The sequence below is a fragment of the Serratia sp. CY52157 genome, assembly GCF_052168495.1.
Lineage (GTDB): Bacteria > Pseudomonadota > Gammaproteobacteria > Enterobacterales > Enterobacteriaceae > Serratia > Serratia ureilytica.
On sequence record NZ_JBJNMO010000001.1, the window covers coordinates 88,332 to 106,937 of the forward strand.

Annotated in this window: 12 protein-coding genes; 7 read left to right on the top strand and 5 right to left on the bottom strand. The window is 57.8% G+C overall.

The window, feature by feature from the left end:
- Nucleotides 1–79 precede the first annotated feature (79 nt).
- The 7 genes from cmoM to ACJ8IP_RS00435 all read left to right on the top strand — a co-directional run bounded on the left by cmoM (nucleotide 80) and on the right by ACJ8IP_RS00435 (nucleotide 10,809).
- Nucleotides 80–865, top strand: a complete 786-nt coding sequence (gene cmoM, locus ACJ8IP_RS00405; RefSeq protein ID WP_033642570.1) for a tRNA uridine 5-oxyacetic acid(34) methyltransferase CmoM — start codon at nucleotides 80–82, stop codon at nucleotides 863–865.
- Nucleotides 862–2,184, top strand: coding sequence for a chromosome partition protein MukF (gene mukF / locus ACJ8IP_RS00410; RefSeq protein ID WP_004928228.1), 1,323 nt, complete (start codon nucleotides 862–864; stop codon nucleotides 2,182–2,184). The genes cmoM and mukF overlap by 4 nt, the downstream gene beginning before the upstream one ends.
- Nucleotides 2,165–2,893, top strand: a complete 729-nt coding sequence (mukE, locus tag ACJ8IP_RS00415; protein ID WP_004928226.1) for a chromosome partition protein MukE — start codon at nucleotides 2,165–2,167, stop codon at nucleotides 2,891–2,893. Before mukF ends, mukE begins: the two co-directional genes overlap by 20 nt.
- Nucleotides 2,890–7,338 carry a chromosome partition protein MukB gene (gene mukB, locus ACJ8IP_RS00420; RefSeq protein ID WP_033642571.1) on the top strand — a complete coding sequence of 1,483 codons (4,449 nt, stop codon included), beginning with the start codon at nucleotides 2,890–2,892 and terminating at the stop codon, nucleotides 7,336–7,338. The genes mukE and mukB overlap by 4 nt, the downstream gene beginning before the upstream one ends.
- 221 nt (nucleotides 7,339–7,559) lie before the next feature.
- Nucleotides 7,560–9,368: a L,D-transpeptidase gene (gene ldtD / locus ACJ8IP_RS00425; protein WP_071991639.1), complete on the top strand. Its 1,809-nt coding sequence runs from the start codon at nucleotides 7,560–7,562 to the stop codon at nucleotides 9,366–9,368.
- A 180-nt stretch (nucleotides 9,369–9,548) separates the two neighbouring features.
- A complete protein-coding gene (locus ACJ8IP_RS00430) occupies nucleotides 9,549–10,097 on the top strand; it encodes a YcbK family protein (RefSeq protein WP_004928217.1) in 549 nt (182 codons plus the stop codon).
- Nucleotides 10,098–10,161: 64 nt separating this feature from the next.
- Nucleotides 10,162–10,809, top strand: a complete 648-nt coding sequence (locus ACJ8IP_RS00435) for an MBL fold metallo-hydrolase (RefSeq protein ID WP_033642573.1) — start codon at nucleotides 10,162–10,164, stop codon at nucleotides 10,807–10,809.
- Between the two features lie 74 nt (nucleotides 10,810–10,883).
- Here the strand turns inward: ACJ8IP_RS00435 and ACJ8IP_RS00440 are convergent, their stop codons facing one another.
- From ACJ8IP_RS00440 to ACJ8IP_RS00460, 5 genes are all read right to left on the bottom strand, one after another.
- On the bottom strand, nucleotides 10,884–12,074 hold the full coding sequence (locus tag ACJ8IP_RS00440; protein WP_033642574.1) for an amino acid aminotransferase: 1,191 nt from the start codon (nucleotides 12,072–12,074) through the stop codon (nucleotides 10,884–10,886).
- Nucleotides 12,075–12,318: 244 nt separating this feature from the next.
- Nucleotides 12,319–13,428: a porin OmpC gene (gene ompC, locus ACJ8IP_RS00445; protein WP_269474401.1), complete on the bottom strand. Its 1,110-nt coding sequence runs from the start codon at nucleotides 13,426–13,428 to the stop codon at nucleotides 12,319–12,321.
- A gap of 301 nt (nucleotides 13,429–13,729) precedes the next feature.
- Nucleotides 13,730–15,130, bottom strand: coding sequence for an asparagine--tRNA ligase (gene asnS, locus ACJ8IP_RS00450; RefSeq protein WP_033642576.1), 1,401 nt, complete (start codon nucleotides 15,128–15,130; stop codon nucleotides 13,730–13,732).
- A gap of 217 nt (nucleotides 15,131–15,347) precedes the next feature.
- Nucleotides 15,348–16,553 carry a nicotinate phosphoribosyltransferase gene (pncB, locus tag ACJ8IP_RS00455; RefSeq protein ID WP_033642577.1) on the bottom strand — a complete coding sequence of 402 codons (1,206 nt, stop codon included), beginning with the start codon at nucleotides 16,551–16,553 and terminating at the stop codon, nucleotides 15,348–15,350.
- Between the two features lie 255 nt (nucleotides 16,554–16,808).
- A complete protein-coding gene (locus ACJ8IP_RS00460) occupies nucleotides 16,809–18,509 on the bottom strand; it encodes a GGDEF domain-containing protein (RefSeq protein WP_042784121.1) in 1,701 nt (566 codons plus the stop codon).
- Nucleotides 18,510–18,606: the final 97 nt, after the last annotated feature.

Sequence of the window (18,606 nt, forward strand, 5' to 3'; positions counted from 1 at the left end):
CAGTCTGTGCCAAAATAGCAGGTTTGAATGGGCGTGCGCTTTGCCGCCGACAAGACTGAGATCAGCGGAGCCGTTGTCCATGCAGGATCGTAATTTTGACGATATTGCTGAAAAATTTGCGCGTAATATCTACGGCACCACGAAAGGAAAAATCCGCCAGGCGGTGGTTTGGCAGGATCTTACCGGGCTGCTGGCCCAGTTGCCGCAGCGGCCGCTGCGCATCCTCGATGCCGGGGGCGGTGAAGGCCATATGGCTTGCCAACTGGCAGAATTAGGACATCAGGTGTTGTTGTGCGATCTTTCTGGTGAGATGATCCAGCGCGCCGCGCAGCTGGCGGAGCAGAAAGGTGTGAGCCAGAACATGCAATTCGTACAAAGTTCTGCGCAGGATATCGCTCAACATTTGGAACAGCCGGTTGATCTGATATTGTTTCATGCAGTGCTTGAATGGATCGCTGAACCCGTGGCGGCGCTGCAGGCGTTGTGCGATTGTCTGACGCCGGGCGGCGCACTGTCGCTGATGTTCTTCAACGCCAACGGTCTCTTGATGCGTAACGTGGTGTTGGGTAACTTCCAATTGGTGGATCCCGAGGTCAGACGGCGCCGCAAGCGTTCGCTGTCGCCGCAATATCCGCACGATCCGCTATTGGTCTACGGCTGGCTGGAACAGCTGGGCATGCGCATCAGCGGCAAAACCGGCGTGCGGGTGTTCCACGACTATCTGCAGAGCAGACAGCTGCAAACCCAAAAATTTGAAGAGTTACTGGCGCTTGAACAGCACTATTGCCGGCAGGAGCCGTACGTGAGTTTGGGGCGCTATATTCACGTCATGGCGCATAAACCAAACCTGAAGGACGAACTATGAGTGAATTTTCCCAGACAGTACCCGAACTGGTCGCCTGGGCACGGAAAAATGATTTCTCTATTTCGCTCCCTACGGAGCGTCTCGCATTTCTGCTCGCTATCGCCACCCTGAATGGCGAACGGCTGGACGGCGAGATGAGCGAAGGTGAGCTGGTTGATGCATTTCGCCATGTCAGCAAGGGTTTTGAACAGACGCATGAAACGGTGGCGATGCGCGCCAACAATGCGATCAACGACATGGTGCGCCAGCGCCTGTTGAACCGCTTTACCAGCGAACTGGCGGACGGTAACGCGATTTACCGCCTGACGCCGCTGGGTATCGGCATTACCGATTACTATATTCGCCAACGCGAATTCTCCACGCTGCGTCTGTCGATGCAGCTGTCGATCGTGGCGCAGGAACTGAAGCGCGCCGCCGATGCCGCCGACGAGGGCGGCGACGATTTCCATTGGCACCGTAACGTGTTCGCGCCGTTGAAATATTCGGTGGCGGAAATCTTCGACAGCATCGACATGACGCAACGCGTGATGGACGAGCAGCAGCAGAGCGTGAAAAATGACATCGCGGCGCTGCTGAGCAAAGACTGGCGGGCGGCGATCTCCAGCTGCGAAATGCTGCTGTCGGAAACCTCAGGCACCCTGCGCGAACTGCAGGATACGCTGGATGCGGCGGGCGACAAGCTGCAGGCCAATCTGCTGCGCATCCAGGACGCAACCCTCGGCAACGTGGAGCTCGGCTTCGTCGACAAGCTGGTGTTCGATCTGCAGAGCAAGCTGGATCGCATCATCAGCTGGGGCCAGCAGGCGATCGACCTGTGGATCGGCTACGATCGTCACGTGCACAAATTTATCCGTACCGCTATCGATATGGATAAAAACCGCGTGTTCGCCCAACGCCTGCGCCAGTCGGTGCAAACCTATTTCGACCACCCGTGGGCGCTGACTCATGCCAATGCCGATCGTCTGCTGGACATGCGCGACGAAGAACTGGCGCTGCGCAGCGAGGAAGTGACCGGGGAACTGCCGCCTGATCTGGAGTTCGAAGAGTTCAGCGAGATTCGCGAACAGCTGGCGGCGATGATCGAAGAGGCGTTGAAGGTGTACCAGGAACAGCAGATGCCGCTCAACCTTGCAGCGGTGATGCGCGATTACCTGGCGCAATATCCGCGTGCGCGTCATTTCGACGTGGCACGTTTAGTGGTCGACCAGGCAGTGCGCCTCGGTGTGGCTGAAGCAGATTTCTCAGGGTTGCCGGCGGAATGGCAGGCAATCAATGATTACGGAGCCAAGGTCCAGGCCCATGTCATCGACAAATATTGAACAAGTAATGCCAGTCAAGCTGGCCAAAGCGTTGTCCAACTCGCTGTTCCCGGCGCTGGACAGCCAACTGCGCGCGGGTCGTCACATCGGTATCGATGAGCTGGACAACCACGCCTTTTTAATGGATTTCCAGGATGAGCTGGAAGAGTTTTACAACCGTTACAGCGTCGAGCTGATTCGGGCGCCGGAAGGTTTCTTCTATTTGCGCCCGCGCTCCACCACGCTGATCCCGCGTTCGGTGCTGTCCGAGCTGGATATGATGGTCGGCAAGATCTTGTGTTACCTGTATCTCAGCCCCGAGCGCCTGGCGCACGAAGGCATTTTCAGCCATCAGGAGCTGTACGATGAACTGCTGAGCCTGGCGGATGAGAACAAGCTGCTCAAGTTCGTCAACCAGCGCTCTACCGGTTCGGATCTCGATCGGCAGAAGCTGCACGAGAAGGTGCGCACCTCGCTCAACCGCCTGCGCCGCCTCGGCATGGTCTATTTCATGGGCAATGACAGCAGCAAGTTCCGCATTACCGAGGCGGTGTTCCGCTTCGGCGCCGACGTGCGCAGCGGCGACGATCCGCGTGAAGCGCAGCTGCGCATGATTCGCGACGGCGAGGCGATGCCGGTTGAAACCAGCCTGTCGCTTAACGATGAGAATGACGCTGAGGATCAGCAGGTTGATAACGCTCCTGACGGTGCAGAGGATGAACAGGAATGATTGAACGCGGTAAATTTCGCTCGCTGACGCTGGTTAACTGGAACGGCTTCTTTGCCCGCACCTTTGATCTCGATGAGCTGGTGACCACGCTGTCCGGCGGGAACGGGGCGGGGAAATCCACCACCATGGCGGCCTTCGTCACCGCACTGATCCCCGATCTGACGCTGCTGCACTTCCGTAACACCACCGAAGCGGGCGCCACCAGCGGTTCGCGCGACAAGGGCCTGCACGGCAAGCTGCGCGCCGGCGTATGTTACTCCACCCTCGACGTCGTCAACTCGCGCCACCAGCGCGTGGTGGTTGGCGTGCGTCTGCAGCAGGTGGCGGGACGCGATCGCAAGGTCGATATCAAACCTTTCACCATCCAGGGTCTGCCGACCGCGGTACAGCCGACTGAATTGCTGACCCAGACCGTGGGTGAGCGCCAGGCGCGCGTGCTGTCGCTGCAAGAGTTGAAAGAGCGCGTGGAAGAGATGGAAGGCGTGCAGTTCAAGCAGTTCAACTCGATCACCGATTACCACTCGCTGATGTTCGATCTGGGCGTGATCCCGAAACGCCTGCGTTCGTCCGCCGATCGCAGCAAATTCTATCGTCTGATTGAAGCGTCGCTGTACGGCGGCATCTCCAGCGCCATCACCCGCTCGCTGCGCGACTACCTGTTGCCGGAAAACAGCGGCGTGCGCAAGGCGTTCCAGGACATGGAAGCGGCGCTGCGCGAAAACCGCATGACGCTGGAAGCGATCCGCGTTACCCAGTCGGATCGCGACCTGTTCAAGCATTTGATCTCCGAGGCCACCTCCTATGTGGCGGCGGACTATATGCGCCATGCCAACGAACGCCGCATCCACCTGGACGGCGCGCTGGCGCTGCGCAGCGATCTGTTGGGCAGCCGCAAGCAGCTGGCCGCCGAACAGTATCGCCATGTGGAAATGGCGCGTGAGCTGAGCGAGCAGAGCGGCGCCGAATCCGATCTGGAAACCGATTACCAGGCCGCCAGCGACCACCTGAACCTGGTGCAGACGGCGATGCGTCAGCAGGAGAAGATCGAACGCTATGAAGCCGATCTGGAAGAGCTGACCTACCGTCTGGAAGAGCAGAACGAAGTGGTGGCCGAGGCGAGCGAGCAGCAGGCCGAGAACGAAGCGCGCGCCGAAGCGGCCGAGCTGGAAGTGGACGAGCTGAAGAGCCAGCTGGCCGACTACCAGCAGGCGCTTGACGTGCAGCAGACCCGCGCCATTCAGTACCAACAGGCGCTGCAGGCGTTGGAGCGCGCGCGCGCGCTGTGCCAACTGCCGGACCTGACCGCCGACAACGCTGAACAGTGGCTGGACACCTTCCAGGCTCGCGAGCAGGAGGCGACCGAAGCGCTGCTGATGCTGGAGCAGAAGCTGAGCGTGGCCGACGCCGCGCACGGCCAGTTCGAGCAGGCCTATCAGCTGGTGGGTAAAATCGCCGGCCAGGTCAGCCGCAGCGAAGCCTGGCAGTGCGCGCGCGAATTGCTGCGCGACTGGCCTTCGCAGCAACACCTCGCCGAGCGCGTTCAGCCGCTGCGTTTGCGCCTGAGCGAACTGGAACAGCGCCTGCGCTCGCAGCAGGACGCCGAGCGGCTGCTGCAAGAATTTTGCAAACGCCATGGTCAGGAGTACCAGCCGGACGATCTCGACATGCTGCAGCAGGAGCTGGAAGAGCGCCTGGAAGCGCTGTCGCAGAACGTCAGCGAAGCCGGTGAACGCCGCATGGAGATGCGCCAGGAGCTGGAGCAGATCCAGCAGCGCATCCGTGAACTGACGGCGCGTGCGCCGGTGTGGCTGGCGGCGCAGGACGCCCTGAGCCAGCTCAGCGATCAGAGCGGAGAGCCGCTAGAAAACAGCCAGCAGGTGACCGAATACATGCAGCAGCTGCTGGAGCGTGAGCGTGAAACCACCGTCGAGCGCGACGAGGTGGCGGCCCGCAAGCGCGAAGTGGAAGCGCAGATCGAACGTCTCAGCCAGCCGGGCGGCGCGGAAGATCAACGCCTGGTCACCTTGGCCGAACGTTTCGGCGGCGTGTTGCTGTCGGAAATTTACGATGATGTCACCATCGACGACGCGCCTTACTTCTCGGCGCTGTACGGCCCTTCGCGCCACGCCATCGTGGTGCCGGATCTGTCGCTGGTGCGCGAGATGCTGGAAGGGCTGGAAGATTGCCCGGAAGATCTTTACCTGATCGAAGGGGATCCGCAGTCGTTCGATGACAGCGTATTCGCCGTCGAAGAGCAGGACAAAGCGGTGGTGGTGAAGATCGCCGATCGCCAGTGGCGTTATTCCCGCTACCCGGAAGTGCCGTTGTTCGGCCGCGCGGCGCGCGAAAACCGTCTGGAAGTGCTGCATGCCGAGCGTGAAACGCTGGCGGAGCGCTATGCCACGCTGTCGTTCGACGTGCAGAAAACCCAGCGTTCGCATCAGGCCTTCAGCCGCTTTATCGGCACCCATCTGGCGGTGGCGTTCGACGCTGACCCGGAAGCGGAGATCCGCAATCTGAACGCCCGTCGCGGCGAGATCGAACGTGCGCTGAACAATCACGAAGCGCAGAATCAGCAGCAGCGCCAGCAGTACGATCAGGCCAAAGAGGGCATTTCCGCGCTCAACCGCCTGATGCCGCTGGTGTCGTTGCTGAACGATGAAACGCTGCAGGATCGCGTCGACGAGATCCGTGAAGAGCTGGAAGAAGCGCAGGACGCCGCGCGCCACATTCAACAGCACGGGGTGTCGCTGACCAAACTGGAGCCGCTGCTGTCGGTGCTGCAGAGCGATCCGCAGCAGCATGAACAGCTGCAGCAGGACTACGCGCAGGCGCAAAGCGTGCAGCGTCAGGCCAAACAGCAGGCGTTCGCGTTGACAGAGGTGGTGCAGCGTCGCGCGCACTTCAGCTATACCGACTCCGCCGGTATGCAGAATGCCAACAACGATCTCAACGACAAGCTGCGCCAGCGTCTGGAACAGGCGGAAGCCGAACGCGCCCGCGCCCGTGAGCAGCTGCGTCAATATCAAACCCAGTTCACCCAATACAGCCAGGTGCTGGCCTCGCTGAAAAGCTCGTATGACGCCAAGCGCGACATGCTGAAAGAGCTGAGCCAGGAGCTGGTGGATATCGGCGTGCAGGCCGACGCCAACGCGGAAGCGCGCGCGCGTCAGCGCCGAGACGAGCTGCATGCGGCGCTGAGCAACAACCGCGCTCGCCGCAATCAGTTGGAGAAACAGCTGACCTTCTGCGAAGCCGAAATGGATGGCCTGCAGAAGAAACTGCGCAAGCTGGAACGCGACTACCATCAGCTGCGCGAGCAGGTGGTGACCGCCAAGGCGGGCTGGTGCGCGGTGATGCGTCTGGTGAAAGACAACGGCGTGGAACGCCGCCTGCACCGCCGCGAGCTGGCGTATATGGATGGCGACGAGCTGCGCTCGATGTCGGATAAGGCGCTCGGCGCGCTGCGTCTGGCGGTGGCGGACAACGAACACCTGCGCGACGTGCTGCGTCTGTCGGAAGATCCGAAGCGGCCGGAGCGTAAGATTCAGTTCTATATCGCGGTGTACCAACACCTGCGTGAGCGTATCCGCCAGGACATCATCCGTACCGATGATCCGGTCGAGGCCATCGAGCAGATGGAGATTGAGCTGGGCCGTCTGACCGAAGAACTGACCGCGCGCGAGCAGAAGCTGGCGATCAGTTCGAAAAGCGTGGCCAACATCATTCGCAAAACCATTCAGCGCGAGCAGAACCGCATTCGCATGCTGAACCAGGGGTTGCAGGCCGTTGCTTTCGGCCAGGTGAAGAGTGTCCGTCTGAACGTCAACGTGCGCGAAGCGCACGCCACCCTGCTGGACGTGCTCTCCGAGCAACAGGAACAGCATCAGGATCTGTTCAACAGCAACCGCCTGACCTTCTCCGAAGCGTTGGCCAAGCTGTATCAGCGTCTGAATCCGCAGATCGATATGGGGCAGCGCACGCCGCAAACCATCGGTGAGGAGTTGCTGGACTACCGCAACTACCTGGAGATGGAAGTGGAAGTGTACCGTGGCTCCGACGGCTGGCTGCGTGCGGAAAGCGGCGCCTTGTCTACCGGTGAAGCCATCGGTACCGGGATGTCAATTCTGGTGATGGTGGTGCAGAGCTGGGAAGAAGAATCCCGCCGCCTGCGCGGTAAAGATATCTCGCCATGTCGCCTGCTGTTCCTCGATGAAGCGGCGCGTCTGGATGCTAAATCGATCGCCACGCTGTTCGAGTTGTGTGACCGTCTTGAGATGCAGCTGATTATCGCGGCGCCGGAAAACATCAGTCCTGAGAAGGGCACCACCTATAAACTGGTGCGTAAGGTGTTCCAGAACCACGAGCATGTGCACGTGGTGGGGCTGCGCGGTTTCGCCAGCGAGCCGCCGGCGCTGGGCACTGCGCCGGTCGAAACGCCGTAACGCAGAAAAACGCCCTAAAAATCTGAAAATAGCCGCCGCAGGGTGGCTATTTTTTTGTGCGCGTGGATGATAGTCCTGCTTTTTTATCCGTTGAAAAGCGGTTAGTTTAATCAGATAAACAGTAATTCGACGTCCGCAGGGCGAAACGGCCTTTCTGTTTGTATACTGAAGCTATATGCAGTTTTTTGACGTTTTTTTTGTGAGCATACAGGGGGCAAGGGATGTTGCTTAAAAAGGGAAACTCTCTACGACGTTTGGCGCTGAGTGGCGCTATCGCCTGTAGTCTTGTGTCGTCGTTTTCCGCATTGGCCACCGTAACGGCGTTACCGGTGGCATCAGCAGGCATGTCCGTTGCGCAGAGCCGTTCTGAACTGCTGGCCGCGTTGCCGCGCGGCATGGATTTGCACTACCTTTCCACGCTGGCGCCGCTGTATGCGGCGAATCATATGCAGCCGATGTGGCAGGATCGCGAGGCCGTTCAGCAGTTTCAACAGCAGCTGGCCGAGCTGGCGATGTCCGGCGTGCAGCCGCAGTTCACCCAATGGGTGAAGATGTTGACCAATCCGGCGCTCAATGACGTAGGCCGCGATGTGGTGCTGTCCGATGCGATGTTGGGCTATTTGCAGTTCGTGTCCGCTATCGGCGCCAACGGCACCAGTTGGCTGTACAGCAATATTCCCTACAAGCTTGGCTTGCCGCCCACTGCGGTGATCAACCAATGGCAGCTGGCGGTGCGTCAGGCGCGCACGCTGAGCTACGTGAATTCGCTCGCGCCGCAGCACCCGCAATACGCCAAGATGCATCAGGCGCTGCGCGATATGTTGGCGGATAACCGCCCCTGGCCACAGGTGGGCAGCGGCCCGAGCCTGCGCCCAGGACAAATGAGCAACGATATTCCTGCGCTGCGTGAAATCCTGACGCGCACTGGCATGCTGGCCGCTTCGGCGCCGGAGGCCGAGCCGGAGCCGGCGGTCGTCTCGGCGAAGAGCAATGAGCCTGATGACGGCGGGCTGACGGTAGACGAAGAGAAGGGGCGTGTGACGGTCAGTCCGTCGGCGGCGCCGGTGACGGAGTTGACCGCTGAACAGACGCCGCCGCAGGTCGGCAGCGTGGTGAGCGACAACCTCTATACCAACGAGCTGGTGGAGGGCGTCAAACGTTTCCAGAAATGGCAGGGGCTGACGGCGGACGGCGTGATCGGCGTGCGCACTCGCGAGTGGCTCAACGTGTCACCGAAAACCCGCGCCGCGCTGCTGGCGCTGAATATCCAACGTCTGCGAATTTTACCGGGGCATGTCGGCACCGGCATTATGGTGAATATTCCCAACTACTCGCTGACCTACTACCAGAACGGCAACGAAGTGCTGTCCTCCCGCGTTATCGTCGGGCGACCGAGCCGCAAGACACCGCTGATGAGCAGCGCGTTGAACAACGTGGTGGTCAACCCGCCTTGGAACGTACCGACTACGCTGGTGCGTGAGGATATCGTGCCGAAGGCGATGCGCGACGGTAACTATTTCCAGAAACACGGCTATACCGTGCTGTCTGGTTGGAGCAACGATGCGGAGGTGATCAACCCGGCGATGATCGACTGGAGCATGGTCTCTGCGCGCAACTTCCCGTATCGCGTGCGCCAGGCGCCGGGCGCCACTAACTCGCTGGGGCGTTTCAAGTTCAATATGCCGAGTTCGGACGCGATCTACCTGCACGATACCCCGAACCACAGCCTGTTCCAGAAAGACATTCGCGCGCTTAGCTCCGGCTGCGTGCGGGTGAACAAGGCTTCCGATTTGGCGAATATGCTGCTGCAGGATGCCGGCTGGAACAATAGCCGCGTTTCCTCCACGCTGAAAGAAGGGAATACCACTTATGTGAATATTCGCCAGCGTATTCCCGTAAAACTGTATTATCTGACCGCCTGGGTTTCGGATGACGGCCAACCGCAATTCCGTACAGATATTTACAATTATGATAATACGGTGAGATCGGGCGCACAAATTTTGGCTCAGGCCAAAAAATTAATGCAGTAAATGCAGTAATTATAAATAAATAACGGTCAGAATGTTTGGCTATACCGCAGGCCCTCTTACCTGGGGGCCTGTAAACCTAGGCGTATCGCGGGTTGACTCAGCATACGCAGGCGGTTATGGTTCGGACAGTGCGCTGCTTTGTGCATTTATTTTGACATTCTTGCCGGGTTTAACAGAGTCATGGACAAAATTGATCATCATCGCCGTAAATGGCTGGCGCTAGGCGGCGCAGCTATGGGCATAGCGCTGCTTCCAGGGCAGGCGTTTGCCAGTCTTTCCACCGCTCGACCGCGTATTTTAGTGTTGAATAACCTGAATACCGGTGAATCTATTAAAGCCGAGTTCTTTGACGGCAAAGGCTACAATAAAGAAGAGTTGGTTCGGCTAAATCATCTGTTCCGCGATTATCGCGCCAACAAGGTTAAATCGATCGATCCCAGTTTGTTTGATCACCTCTATCGCCTGCAGGGGCTGCTGGGTACCAGCAAGCCGGTGCAGCTGATCTCCGGTTACCGTTCCGTAGATACCAACAACGAATTGCGCGCGCACAGCCGTGGTGTGGCCAAGCACAGCTACCATACCAAGGGCCAGGCGATGGATTTCCATATTGAAGGTATCCAATTGAGTAATATCCGTAAAGCGGCGTTAAAAATGCGCGCTGGTGGTGTAGGATATTATCCACGTAGCAACTTCGTGCACATCGATACCGGCCCGGTTCGGAGCTGGTAATCGCGGTGCCCTCAGTGAATAACGCCGCTCCTTGCGGAGGCGGCGTTATTGTCGTTGGAGCCTTATGAAATACCATCTTATTCCCGTTACCGCTTTTAGCCAGAATTGCAGCCTGATCTGGTGTGAAAACACGCAGCAGGCGGCGTTGGTCGATCCCGGCGGCGAAGCGGAAAAAATCAAAGCGGAAGTGGCGAAGCAGGGTGTGACAATCACGCAGATTTTGCTGACGCACGGCCATTTGGATCACGTCGGCGCGGCGGCGGAGCTGGCGGAACATTATCAGGTGCCGATTTACGGCCCGGATAAAGAGGACGCTTTTTGGCTGGATGGTTTGCCGGCGCAGAGCCGGATGTTCGGGCTGGAAGAGTGTGCGCCGCTGACCCCGACCCGTTGGTTGTCGGAAGGCGATGAGATGCAGGTGGGCGAGATGAAGCTCAAGGTGTTGCATTGTCCTGGGCACACACCGGGCCACATCGTCTTTATCAATGAGCAGGCGCGTTTGGCGCTGGTGGGTGACGTGCTGTTTAACGGCGGCGTGGGACGCAGCGACTTCCCGCGCGGTGACCATCAGGCGCTGATCGCCTCTATTCGCACCAAGCTGTTGCCGTTAGGCGACGACATGCGCTTTATTCCCGGCCACGGTCCAATGTCGACCTTCGGTCACGAGCGCCAGACCAACCCGTTCCTGCGCGAAGAGCCGGCGGTGTGGTAACGATCATTTCCCGGCAGAAATAATTAAGGGGCGCATAGCGCGCCCCTTCAAACTGGTGGCTTTCGCCGACGCGCTTAGAGCACGGCGACGATGGCTTCACACAGCGGCGCCATATTGTCCGGCGTCATGCCCGCCACGTTCACCCGGCCCGAGTTCACAGCGTAAACGCCAAACTCTTCACGCAGACGCAGCACCTGCTCTTTGGTCAGGCCGCTGAACGAGAACATGCCGTTCTGCTGGATGATGAAGCTGAAGTCCTGCTGCGCGCCTTTCTCCTGCAGGGTGTTCACAAACAGCTGACGCATGCGGTGAATGCGTTGGCGCATATCGGTCAGCTCTTGTTCCCACATCGCGCGCAGCGCATCGTTGCCCAGAATGGTGGCGACAACGGCGGCGCCGTGTGACGGCGGGTTGGAGTAGTTGGCGCGAATGGCCGCTTTCACCTGGCTGAAGGCGCGATCGGCGGTTTCGGCATCGGCGGCTACAATAGTGCAAGCGCCGACGCGCTCATTGTACAGACCGAAGTTTTTCGAATAGGAACTGGCGACGATCAGTTCTTTATGTTTGGCGGCGAAAATACGCAGGCCCTGCGCATCTTCTTCCAGGCCGTTGGCGAAGCCCTGATAAGCGAAGTCGAACAGCGGCAACCACCCGTTGGCGACGGAAAGTTCAGCCAGCTGCGCCCACTGTTCCGGCGTTGGATCGATACCGGTCGGGTTATGGCAGCAACCGTGGAACAGCACGACATCGCCGGCCTGCGCCTGTTTCAGGCTGTTCAGCAGGCCGTCAAAATCCAACGCGTGGTTGGCGGCGTCATAGTAGGCGTATTCCAGCACTTCCAGGCCCACGGCGCTAAAGACGTTCTTGTGGTTCGGCCAGCTTGGGTTGCTGATCCAGATGCGTTTGGCGCTGGTCTGGTTGGCGATAAAGTCTGCCGCCACGCGCAGGCCGCCGGTGCCGCCAGGCGTCTGTGCGGTGCGCGCGCGGCGATCGGCGACGATCGGGCTCTCTTTACCGAACAGCAGCTCTTGCGTGCAGCTGGCGAACGCCGGGATGCCCTCAATGCCGAGATAGTTTTTGGTGGTCTCATTTTCCAACAGATACTGTTCAGCTTTCTTTACGCTGGTCAGCACCGGGGTTTTACCGGTTTCGTCTTTATAAACGCCAATGCCTAAATTGATTTTATTCGGGCGGGCGTCGGCGCGGAAAATGTCGGTCAGGCCCAGGATCGGGTCGGCGGGTGCGGCGGTGATTTTTTCAAACATGTCAGGTGCTTCCAAATCTCGGAGTTAAGCAGACAGAAGCATCAGGGTAGCGCCAGTTATCGGCTTTGCCAACCGTTTGCGATAAAAACACCGCGATCTTATGAACGTGAAGGATTCGACAGAAAAAATGATGGGGAAGGGGGAATCGGCAGGATAAAAAGTTACCGGCTGATACAAACAAAAACAGGGCCGAAGCCCTGTTTTTTAACTTAGCCGACGGTGAACCGCCGATAAGCGAGACAACTTAGAACTGGTATACCAGACCAACGCCTACGATATCGTCAGTTGCGATGCCGTTAGCTTTGGTGAAGTCGTTGTCATCCAGCAGGTTGATTTTGTAATCAACGTAGGTGGACATGTTTTTGTTGAAGTAGTAGGTGGTACCAACAGAAACATATTTAACCAGGTCAGCGTCGCCGCCGTTGAAGCGAGCGCCGTGCGCGGTGCGGCCAGCCAGATCCTTGCCTTTAGACTGCAGGTAAGACACTTCTGGGCGCAGACCGAAGTCGAACTGGTACTGAGCGGTCACTTCGAAGTTCTGAGTTTTGTTAGCGATAGTCAAGTCAGACTCGCCGTATGGGGTCATGTTGCGAGTTTCTGCATACATCGCCGCCAGGTAGACGTTGTTGGCGTCGTATTTCGCGCCCACGGTCCATGCGTCAGCTTTGTCGCCTTTAGCGGTAGCGTTAAGCTTCTGATCGTCGGTACGGTTGGAGGACGCATAGGCAGCGCCGAAGCTTACGCCTTCGCCGATGTCATAAGTAGAGGAGAGGCCCCAGCCGTCGCCGTTCTGTTTTTTCAGAGCACGGCTGTCGTTCTGGTTTTTACCCTGGTACTGAACGGCGAAGTTCAGACCGTCAACCAGACCGAAGAAGTTGTTGTTACGATAGGTCGCAACGCCGTTGGTACGGCCGGTCATGAAGTTGTCGGAGTAGGTGTAAGTATCGCCACCGAACTCTGGCAGCATATCGGTCCAGCCTTCCACGTCGTACAGTACGCCGTAGTTACGGCCGTAGTCGAAGGAGCCGTAGTCAGCGAATTTCAGACCGGCGAAGCCCAGACGGGTTTTGGTGCCTTCGGTGCCCTGAGATTCGGCGTGGTTGGACTGAACGTTGTATTCCCACTGGCCGTAACCGGTCAGTTGGTCAGTAATCTGGGTTTCACCTTTGAAGCCGAAACGAACATAGGTCTGATCGCCGTCATTACCTTTGTCTTTGGAGAAGTAGTGCAGACCGTCAACTTTGCCGTACAGATCCAGCTTGTTGCCGTCTTTGTTGTAGATTTCAGCTGCGTTTGCTGCACCAGCAGCCAACAGAGCCGGGATTACCACTGCAAGAATGTTGCGCTTCATCATTATTACCCTCATTGGTGTTATTCGGACACCTTTGCCACTGCCGCCAATAATTCTTTGGGAACTATTGTTGATAGATTGGTGTCGTCCTGTGTCTGAACGCAGTGTTCCATTCACAGGCGGGTTAATCTAGGACGAAAATGATACCAATGTCCCAATCAGGTTGCAAAAGGAAAGTATGTGTAACCAAATGTAATTTTTCGGGAACTTTGTGACGTGCGTCAATATTAAAAAATGCGAAAGGCCAGCGATGCTGGCCTTTGTTTTGTAACGAAATCGTTTAAAAAACGTGTGATCGTATAAATTAGAAGCTTGCGTTACGCGGCGTGCGCGGGAATGGAATCACATCGCGCACGTTTTGCACGCCGGTGACATAGGCGATTAAACGTTCAAAGCCCAGGCCGAAACCGGAATGCGGCACGGTGCCGTAGCGGCGCAGATCGCGATACCACCAGTAGTCTTCTTTATTCAGCCCCATCTCTTCCAGACGCTGATCGAGCACGTCGAGGCGTTCTTCACGCTGCGAGCCGCCGATGATTTCGCCGATGCCCGGCGCCAGCACGTCCATGGCCGCGACGGTCTTGCCGTCTTCGTTCATGCGCATGTAGAACGCTTTGATGTCTTTCGGGTAGTTTTTCACCACCACCGGCGCCTGGAAGTGTTTCTCCGCCAGGTAACGTTCATGCTCGGAAGAGAGATCGATGCCCCAGGAAACCGGGTTTTCGAAGGTTTGGCCCGAGGCCAGCAGGATCTCAATGGCGTCGGTGTAGTCCACCTGGGCGAAATCGGAAGACACGAAGCGCTCCAGACGAGCGATAGCGTCTTTATCCACGCGCTCGGCGAAGAATTTCAGATCGTCGGCACGTTCATCCAGCACCGCCTGGAACACATACTTCAGCATGCTTTCGGCGAGGCCGGCGACGTCGTCCAGCGTAGCGAAGGCCACTTCCGGTTCGATCATCCAGAACTCCGCCAGGTGGCGGCTGGTGTTGGAGTTTTCGGCGCGGAAGGTTGGGCCGAAGGTGTAAACCTTCGACAGCGCGCAAGCGTAGGTTTCGCCGTTCAGCTGGCCGGAAACGGTGAGGAAGGCTTCCTTACCGAAGAAGTCTTCGCTGAAATCGACGGTGCCTTTGTCGGTGCGCGGCAGGTTTTCCAGATCCAGCGTGGACACGCGGAACATCTCGCCGGCGCCTTCGGTATCGGAGGCGGTGATCAGCGGAGTAGAGACCCAGAAATACCCATTTTCATGGAAGAAGCGGTGGATCGCCTGCGCCAGAGTATGACGTACGCGCGCCACGGCGCCGATCAGGTTGGTGCGCGGGCGCAGGTGAGCCACTTCGCGCAGGTATTCGATGCTGTGGCGCTTGGCCGCCATCGGGTAAGTGTCCGGATCGTCGACCCAGCCGACCACTTTGATTGCGGTAGCCTGCAGTTCGAAGCTCTGGCCTTCGCCCGGTGAAGCGACGACTTTGCCGGTGACTTCAACCGAACAACCGGTGGTCAGATGCAGCACTTCATCCTGATAATTCGGCAGAGAATTATTAACGACGGCCTGTAACGGATCAAAGCAGGAACCGTCATAGACGGCCAGGAAGGAGATACCAGCTTTTGAATCTCTCCGGGTACGTACCCAGCCGCGTACGGTGACTTCACTGTCAACCGCAGCACGACCTTGCAGTACGTCGACTACAGGCACTACGCTCATAGATTTCTCTCTTTAATAATTTGGTTTAGAAATAGCTTACAACCCAAGAATATGGGGGTAATGGCTATGTTACTTGCCGCGGTGCAGAGCACAAGCAGAAATCATCGGATTGGCGCAACATTTATCGCGGCTGACTGAAAAGAGGGCGTTCGGGATAAAAACAAAAAAGCCGGCGCGTAAACCGGGCCGGCTTTCTTTCTCTCTATATAGAGAAGGTTCAGCTGGCTTTCTTCACCAGCGGCAGATCGAAGGCCTTGCGCAAGGCCCGCACGAATGCCTGGTCCTGGCAGATGGTCTTGCCGGGGCTGTCGGAGAGCTTAGCCACCGGTTTGCCTTTGCATTCGACCAGCTTGATCACGATATTCAACGGTTTAACGCCCGGAATATCACAGGTCAGGCGCGTGCCGATACCGAAGCTGAGATTGATGCGCTGATAGAAGTGGCGATAGAGCGCCAGCGCTTTTTCCAGATCCAGGTTGTCCGAGAACACCAGCGTTTTGCTCATGGGGTCGATGCCCAGTTTCTGATAGTGGGCAATGGCTTTCTCACCCCACTCGACGGGATCGCCCGAATCGTGGCGCAGCCCCTGATAACGCTCGGCGAACTGCGGGCCGAAGTCGCGCAGGAAAGCATCCATGGTAATGCAGTCGGTGAGCGCGATGCCAAGCTGATCCGGGTATTCATCCAGCCAGGCCTGCAATGCGGCGCGCTGGCTGTTGGCCAGCACCGGGCTTATCTGCTGATGCGCCTGGAACCATTCATGCGCCTGCGTGCCGACCGGCGCCAGGCCGAGCTGATGCGCCAGATCGTAATTGCTGGTGCCCGACAGGTACGGGAATTCGGCCTGCAAGGTGCTGACGATGGCCTGTTGTACGCCCTGGGAGAAACGGCGACGGGTGCCGAAGTCCATCAGCTTGAAGCGTGAAAGATCCAAATCGCCCGCCAGCGTCTTGAACTGCGCCAACTTGGTTTGCAGGTGGGCTACCGCCTGTTCCGGCGTCGCCAGCGGAGAACGCCGGCGGTGCACCACTTCGCTGATCACCGCCAGCAGCGGCACTTCCCACATGATCACTTCACGCCACGGCCCGGCGATGCGGATTTGCAGCTTGCCGTCGCGGTTGTCGATGGTCACCTGCTGCGGATCGTATCGGAACGTGCGCAGCCAGCTCAGGTAATCTTGACGGAAGAAAGGCAGGCCCGAAAGGTAAGCGAATTCGGCGTCGGTCAGCGCCAGCTGGCTCATCAGGGCGACCTGCGCGCGGATCTCGTCGGCATATTCGCCCAGCAGTTCGTCGCCGCGGCAGCGGAATTCCGCCGCCACGCTGATCGCGGGATAGCGATGGAACACTGCTTGCTGCATATGAAGCTTGTAAGCATCGGTATCAAGCAGTGATGTCAAAATCGGGGAAGCGTATTGAGTCATAGCGCGTTACAGCATCCTCGTCAGGCGCGTGTCCAAATCCGGATAATCATAAAAGTGGGGGTGGAGTATACCCGGATTATCCTGTTATTGAAGCTGCATCACACCATAAATCACCGAAGCGGGTCGAGGATTAAACGTGCCTTTATGGCGGGCTGGCGACGGCGGCGGGGGAAAAAAGCCAGATATGCCTGTAAGGTGAATGACTTAGCCTAATTAGTCATAAAAATTATAATGTTAATTATTTTAAACAACAAATCAGATAAACCCGGCCTGGGTGTGCACGCTGACCCGATCCTTGCCGTTCTTTTTGCAAAAATAAAGCGCTTCGTCCGCCTGTTTGATCGCCGCCTGCAGCGCAGTGAACGCGTTGACCGGCGCAATGCCGCAGCTGGTGGTGAAACGCACTTGCCGCCCGTCGGCCAGATTCAGCGTCAGGCGATGGGTGCGGGCGCGCAATTGCTCCATGATGTCCCGCGCGTTGTCCAACGAACAGTTGCCCAGCAGCACCGCGAACTCTTCACCACCGTAGCGGCAGAAGATGTCGCTGGCGCGAAACGCGCGTTGCAACAGATGGCCGAATTCCACCAGCGCCCGGTCACCGACATCGTGGCCGTAGCTGTCGTTGAGCTGTTTGAAGTTGTCGATATCGATCAGGCAAAAGGCCTGCGGGTAGCTACCGTCGCCCAATAGCTGGCATTCGAGGAAGAATTTACGGCGGTTATAAATGTTGGTGAGCGGATCGAGGAAGGAAGAGGCCTCAAGCTCTTTAATCAGCAGCTGTTTCTCGCTTTCCAGCGAGACCTTGTCCAACTGATATTGTCTGAGCTGTTGAATGGCGTCGCTGATGGCGATCAGTTCCCGGCTGTAGAAGGCGTCGTTGCGATCGATATTCATCTCGCCGCGCGACAGCCGCACGATATTGTTGTGGGTTTTGGTCAACCAGCGGTTGATGTTGGTGCAGAACACCAGCGCCGGCAAAATGAACAGCAGCACCCCCAGACCGGCGAGCGCGATCATGCCGTAAATGGTGGTCTGGCTGTCATAAATCTTGTGACGCGAAGCGACGGTTTCCAGCTCGAAACTGCGTTGATACAGCGTCTGAGAAAGCCCGCTCAACTCGTCGACATAGCGCGAGATCAGCGCGGCGGGATAAGGCTTTTGGGTATTGATGGCGGTGTATAGCCCATCGGTAATCTGCTTGAGGCGTTCGGTAGACACCTGGGTGAGCAACTGATTGACGATGCTGGTGGTTTGCACGTCGTCGTAGTTGAGCTTCATGAAGATCAACCGGGTGCTCAGCGCGTTCAGGACGCCGGTCAACTGAATGGACTTCAGATAGGCGTCTTTGCGATCGAGCGGGCTGACGTTGACGTCGATAATCTGATCGCTTAACTCCGTCAGTGACATATTCAGCCGGTTGTTGAGGCGAATGGCCTCGAGAAACATAAAGGAGTCGGTATCCACCATTCGGGTATCGTAGGTGTAGCGGTAATAGCTCTTGCTGGTTTGCGAGATGTAGTAGGCGCTGTTGATGTTGAACAGGTTGGCGTTGGCGTTGTTGACCTGCGAAAGCTGCAGGTTGTCGTTATCCAGCAACTGTTCCATCAGGCCGATCATCGACAGCGCGGCGATTTTTTGCCGCACACCCAGCTCCCTGGCGACCGTGTCGTTCAGATGCTCGCGGATCCGGGCGATTTTCTCGCGCGCCACCCGATCGGCGGCCAGACACTGCGCGCGAGTGATTTGCGGATCGATCAGGCTCAAGCGTTTGAGACGGTGAGCCTGCAGCGAAGCCTGAAAGGCCTCGGAGATTTCTTTGGCGCGATCGATCTTATACAGGTTGAGCTGGTTATCGCGGTACTCGGTATGGGCTTCGAGCAGTTCCTCGACGATGAACAGCGAGAAGGAGGTCATCAGGCACAGGGTGAAAAAATAGATAGCGTATTTGATTTTCATAGTGCGAGTCATCCCTGAGCCTGATTCGGCAATTATACCATCATGCCGCCTGTGCCGCCTCAACAATGCCGGAGCGCCGCGAAGGCGGTTTTTTAGC

Bases quoted from the DNA above. Each gene is read 5' to 3' on its own strand.
- ldtD (WP_071991639.1), top strand. From the start codon at position 7,560: ATGTTGCTTAAAAAGGGAAACTCTCTACGACGTTTGGCGCTGAGTGGC.
- ompC (WP_269474401.1), bottom strand. From the start codon at position 13,428: ATGATGAAGCGCAACATTCTTGCAGTGGTAATCCCGGCTCTGTTGGCT.
- ACJ8IP_RS00430 (WP_004928217.1), top strand. From the start codon at position 9,549: ATGGACAAAATTGATCATCATCGCCGTAAATGGCTGGCGCTAGGCGGC.
- asnS (WP_033642576.1), bottom strand. From the start codon at position 15,130: ATGAGCGTAGTGCCTGTAGTCGACGTACTGCAAGGTCGTGCTGCGGTT.
- ACJ8IP_RS00440 (WP_033642574.1), bottom strand. From the start codon at position 12,074: ATGTTTGAAAAAATCACCGCCGCACCCGCCGACCCGATCCTGGGCCTG.
- cmoM (WP_033642570.1), top strand. From the start codon at position 80: ATGCAGGATCGTAATTTTGACGATATTGCTGAAAAATTTGCGCGTAAT.
- mukB (WP_033642571.1), top strand. From the start codon at position 2,890: ATGATTGAACGCGGTAAATTTCGCTCGCTGACGCTGGTTAACTGGAAC.
- pncB (WP_033642577.1), bottom strand. From the start codon at position 16,553: ATGACTCAATACGCTTCCCCGATTTTGACATCACTGCTTGATACCGAT.
- ACJ8IP_RS00435 (WP_033642573.1), top strand. From the start codon at position 10,162: ATGAAATACCATCTTATTCCCGTTACCGCTTTTAGCCAGAATTGCAGC.
- mukF (WP_004928228.1), top strand. From the start codon at position 862: ATGAGTGAATTTTCCCAGACAGTACCCGAACTGGTCGCCTGGGCACGG.
- mukE (WP_004928226.1), top strand. From the start codon at position 2,165: ATGTCATCGACAAATATTGAACAAGTAATGCCAGTCAAGCTGGCCAAA.
- ACJ8IP_RS00460 (WP_042784121.1), bottom strand. From the start codon at position 18,509: ATGAAAATCAAATACGCTATCTATTTTTTCACCCTGTGCCTGATGACC.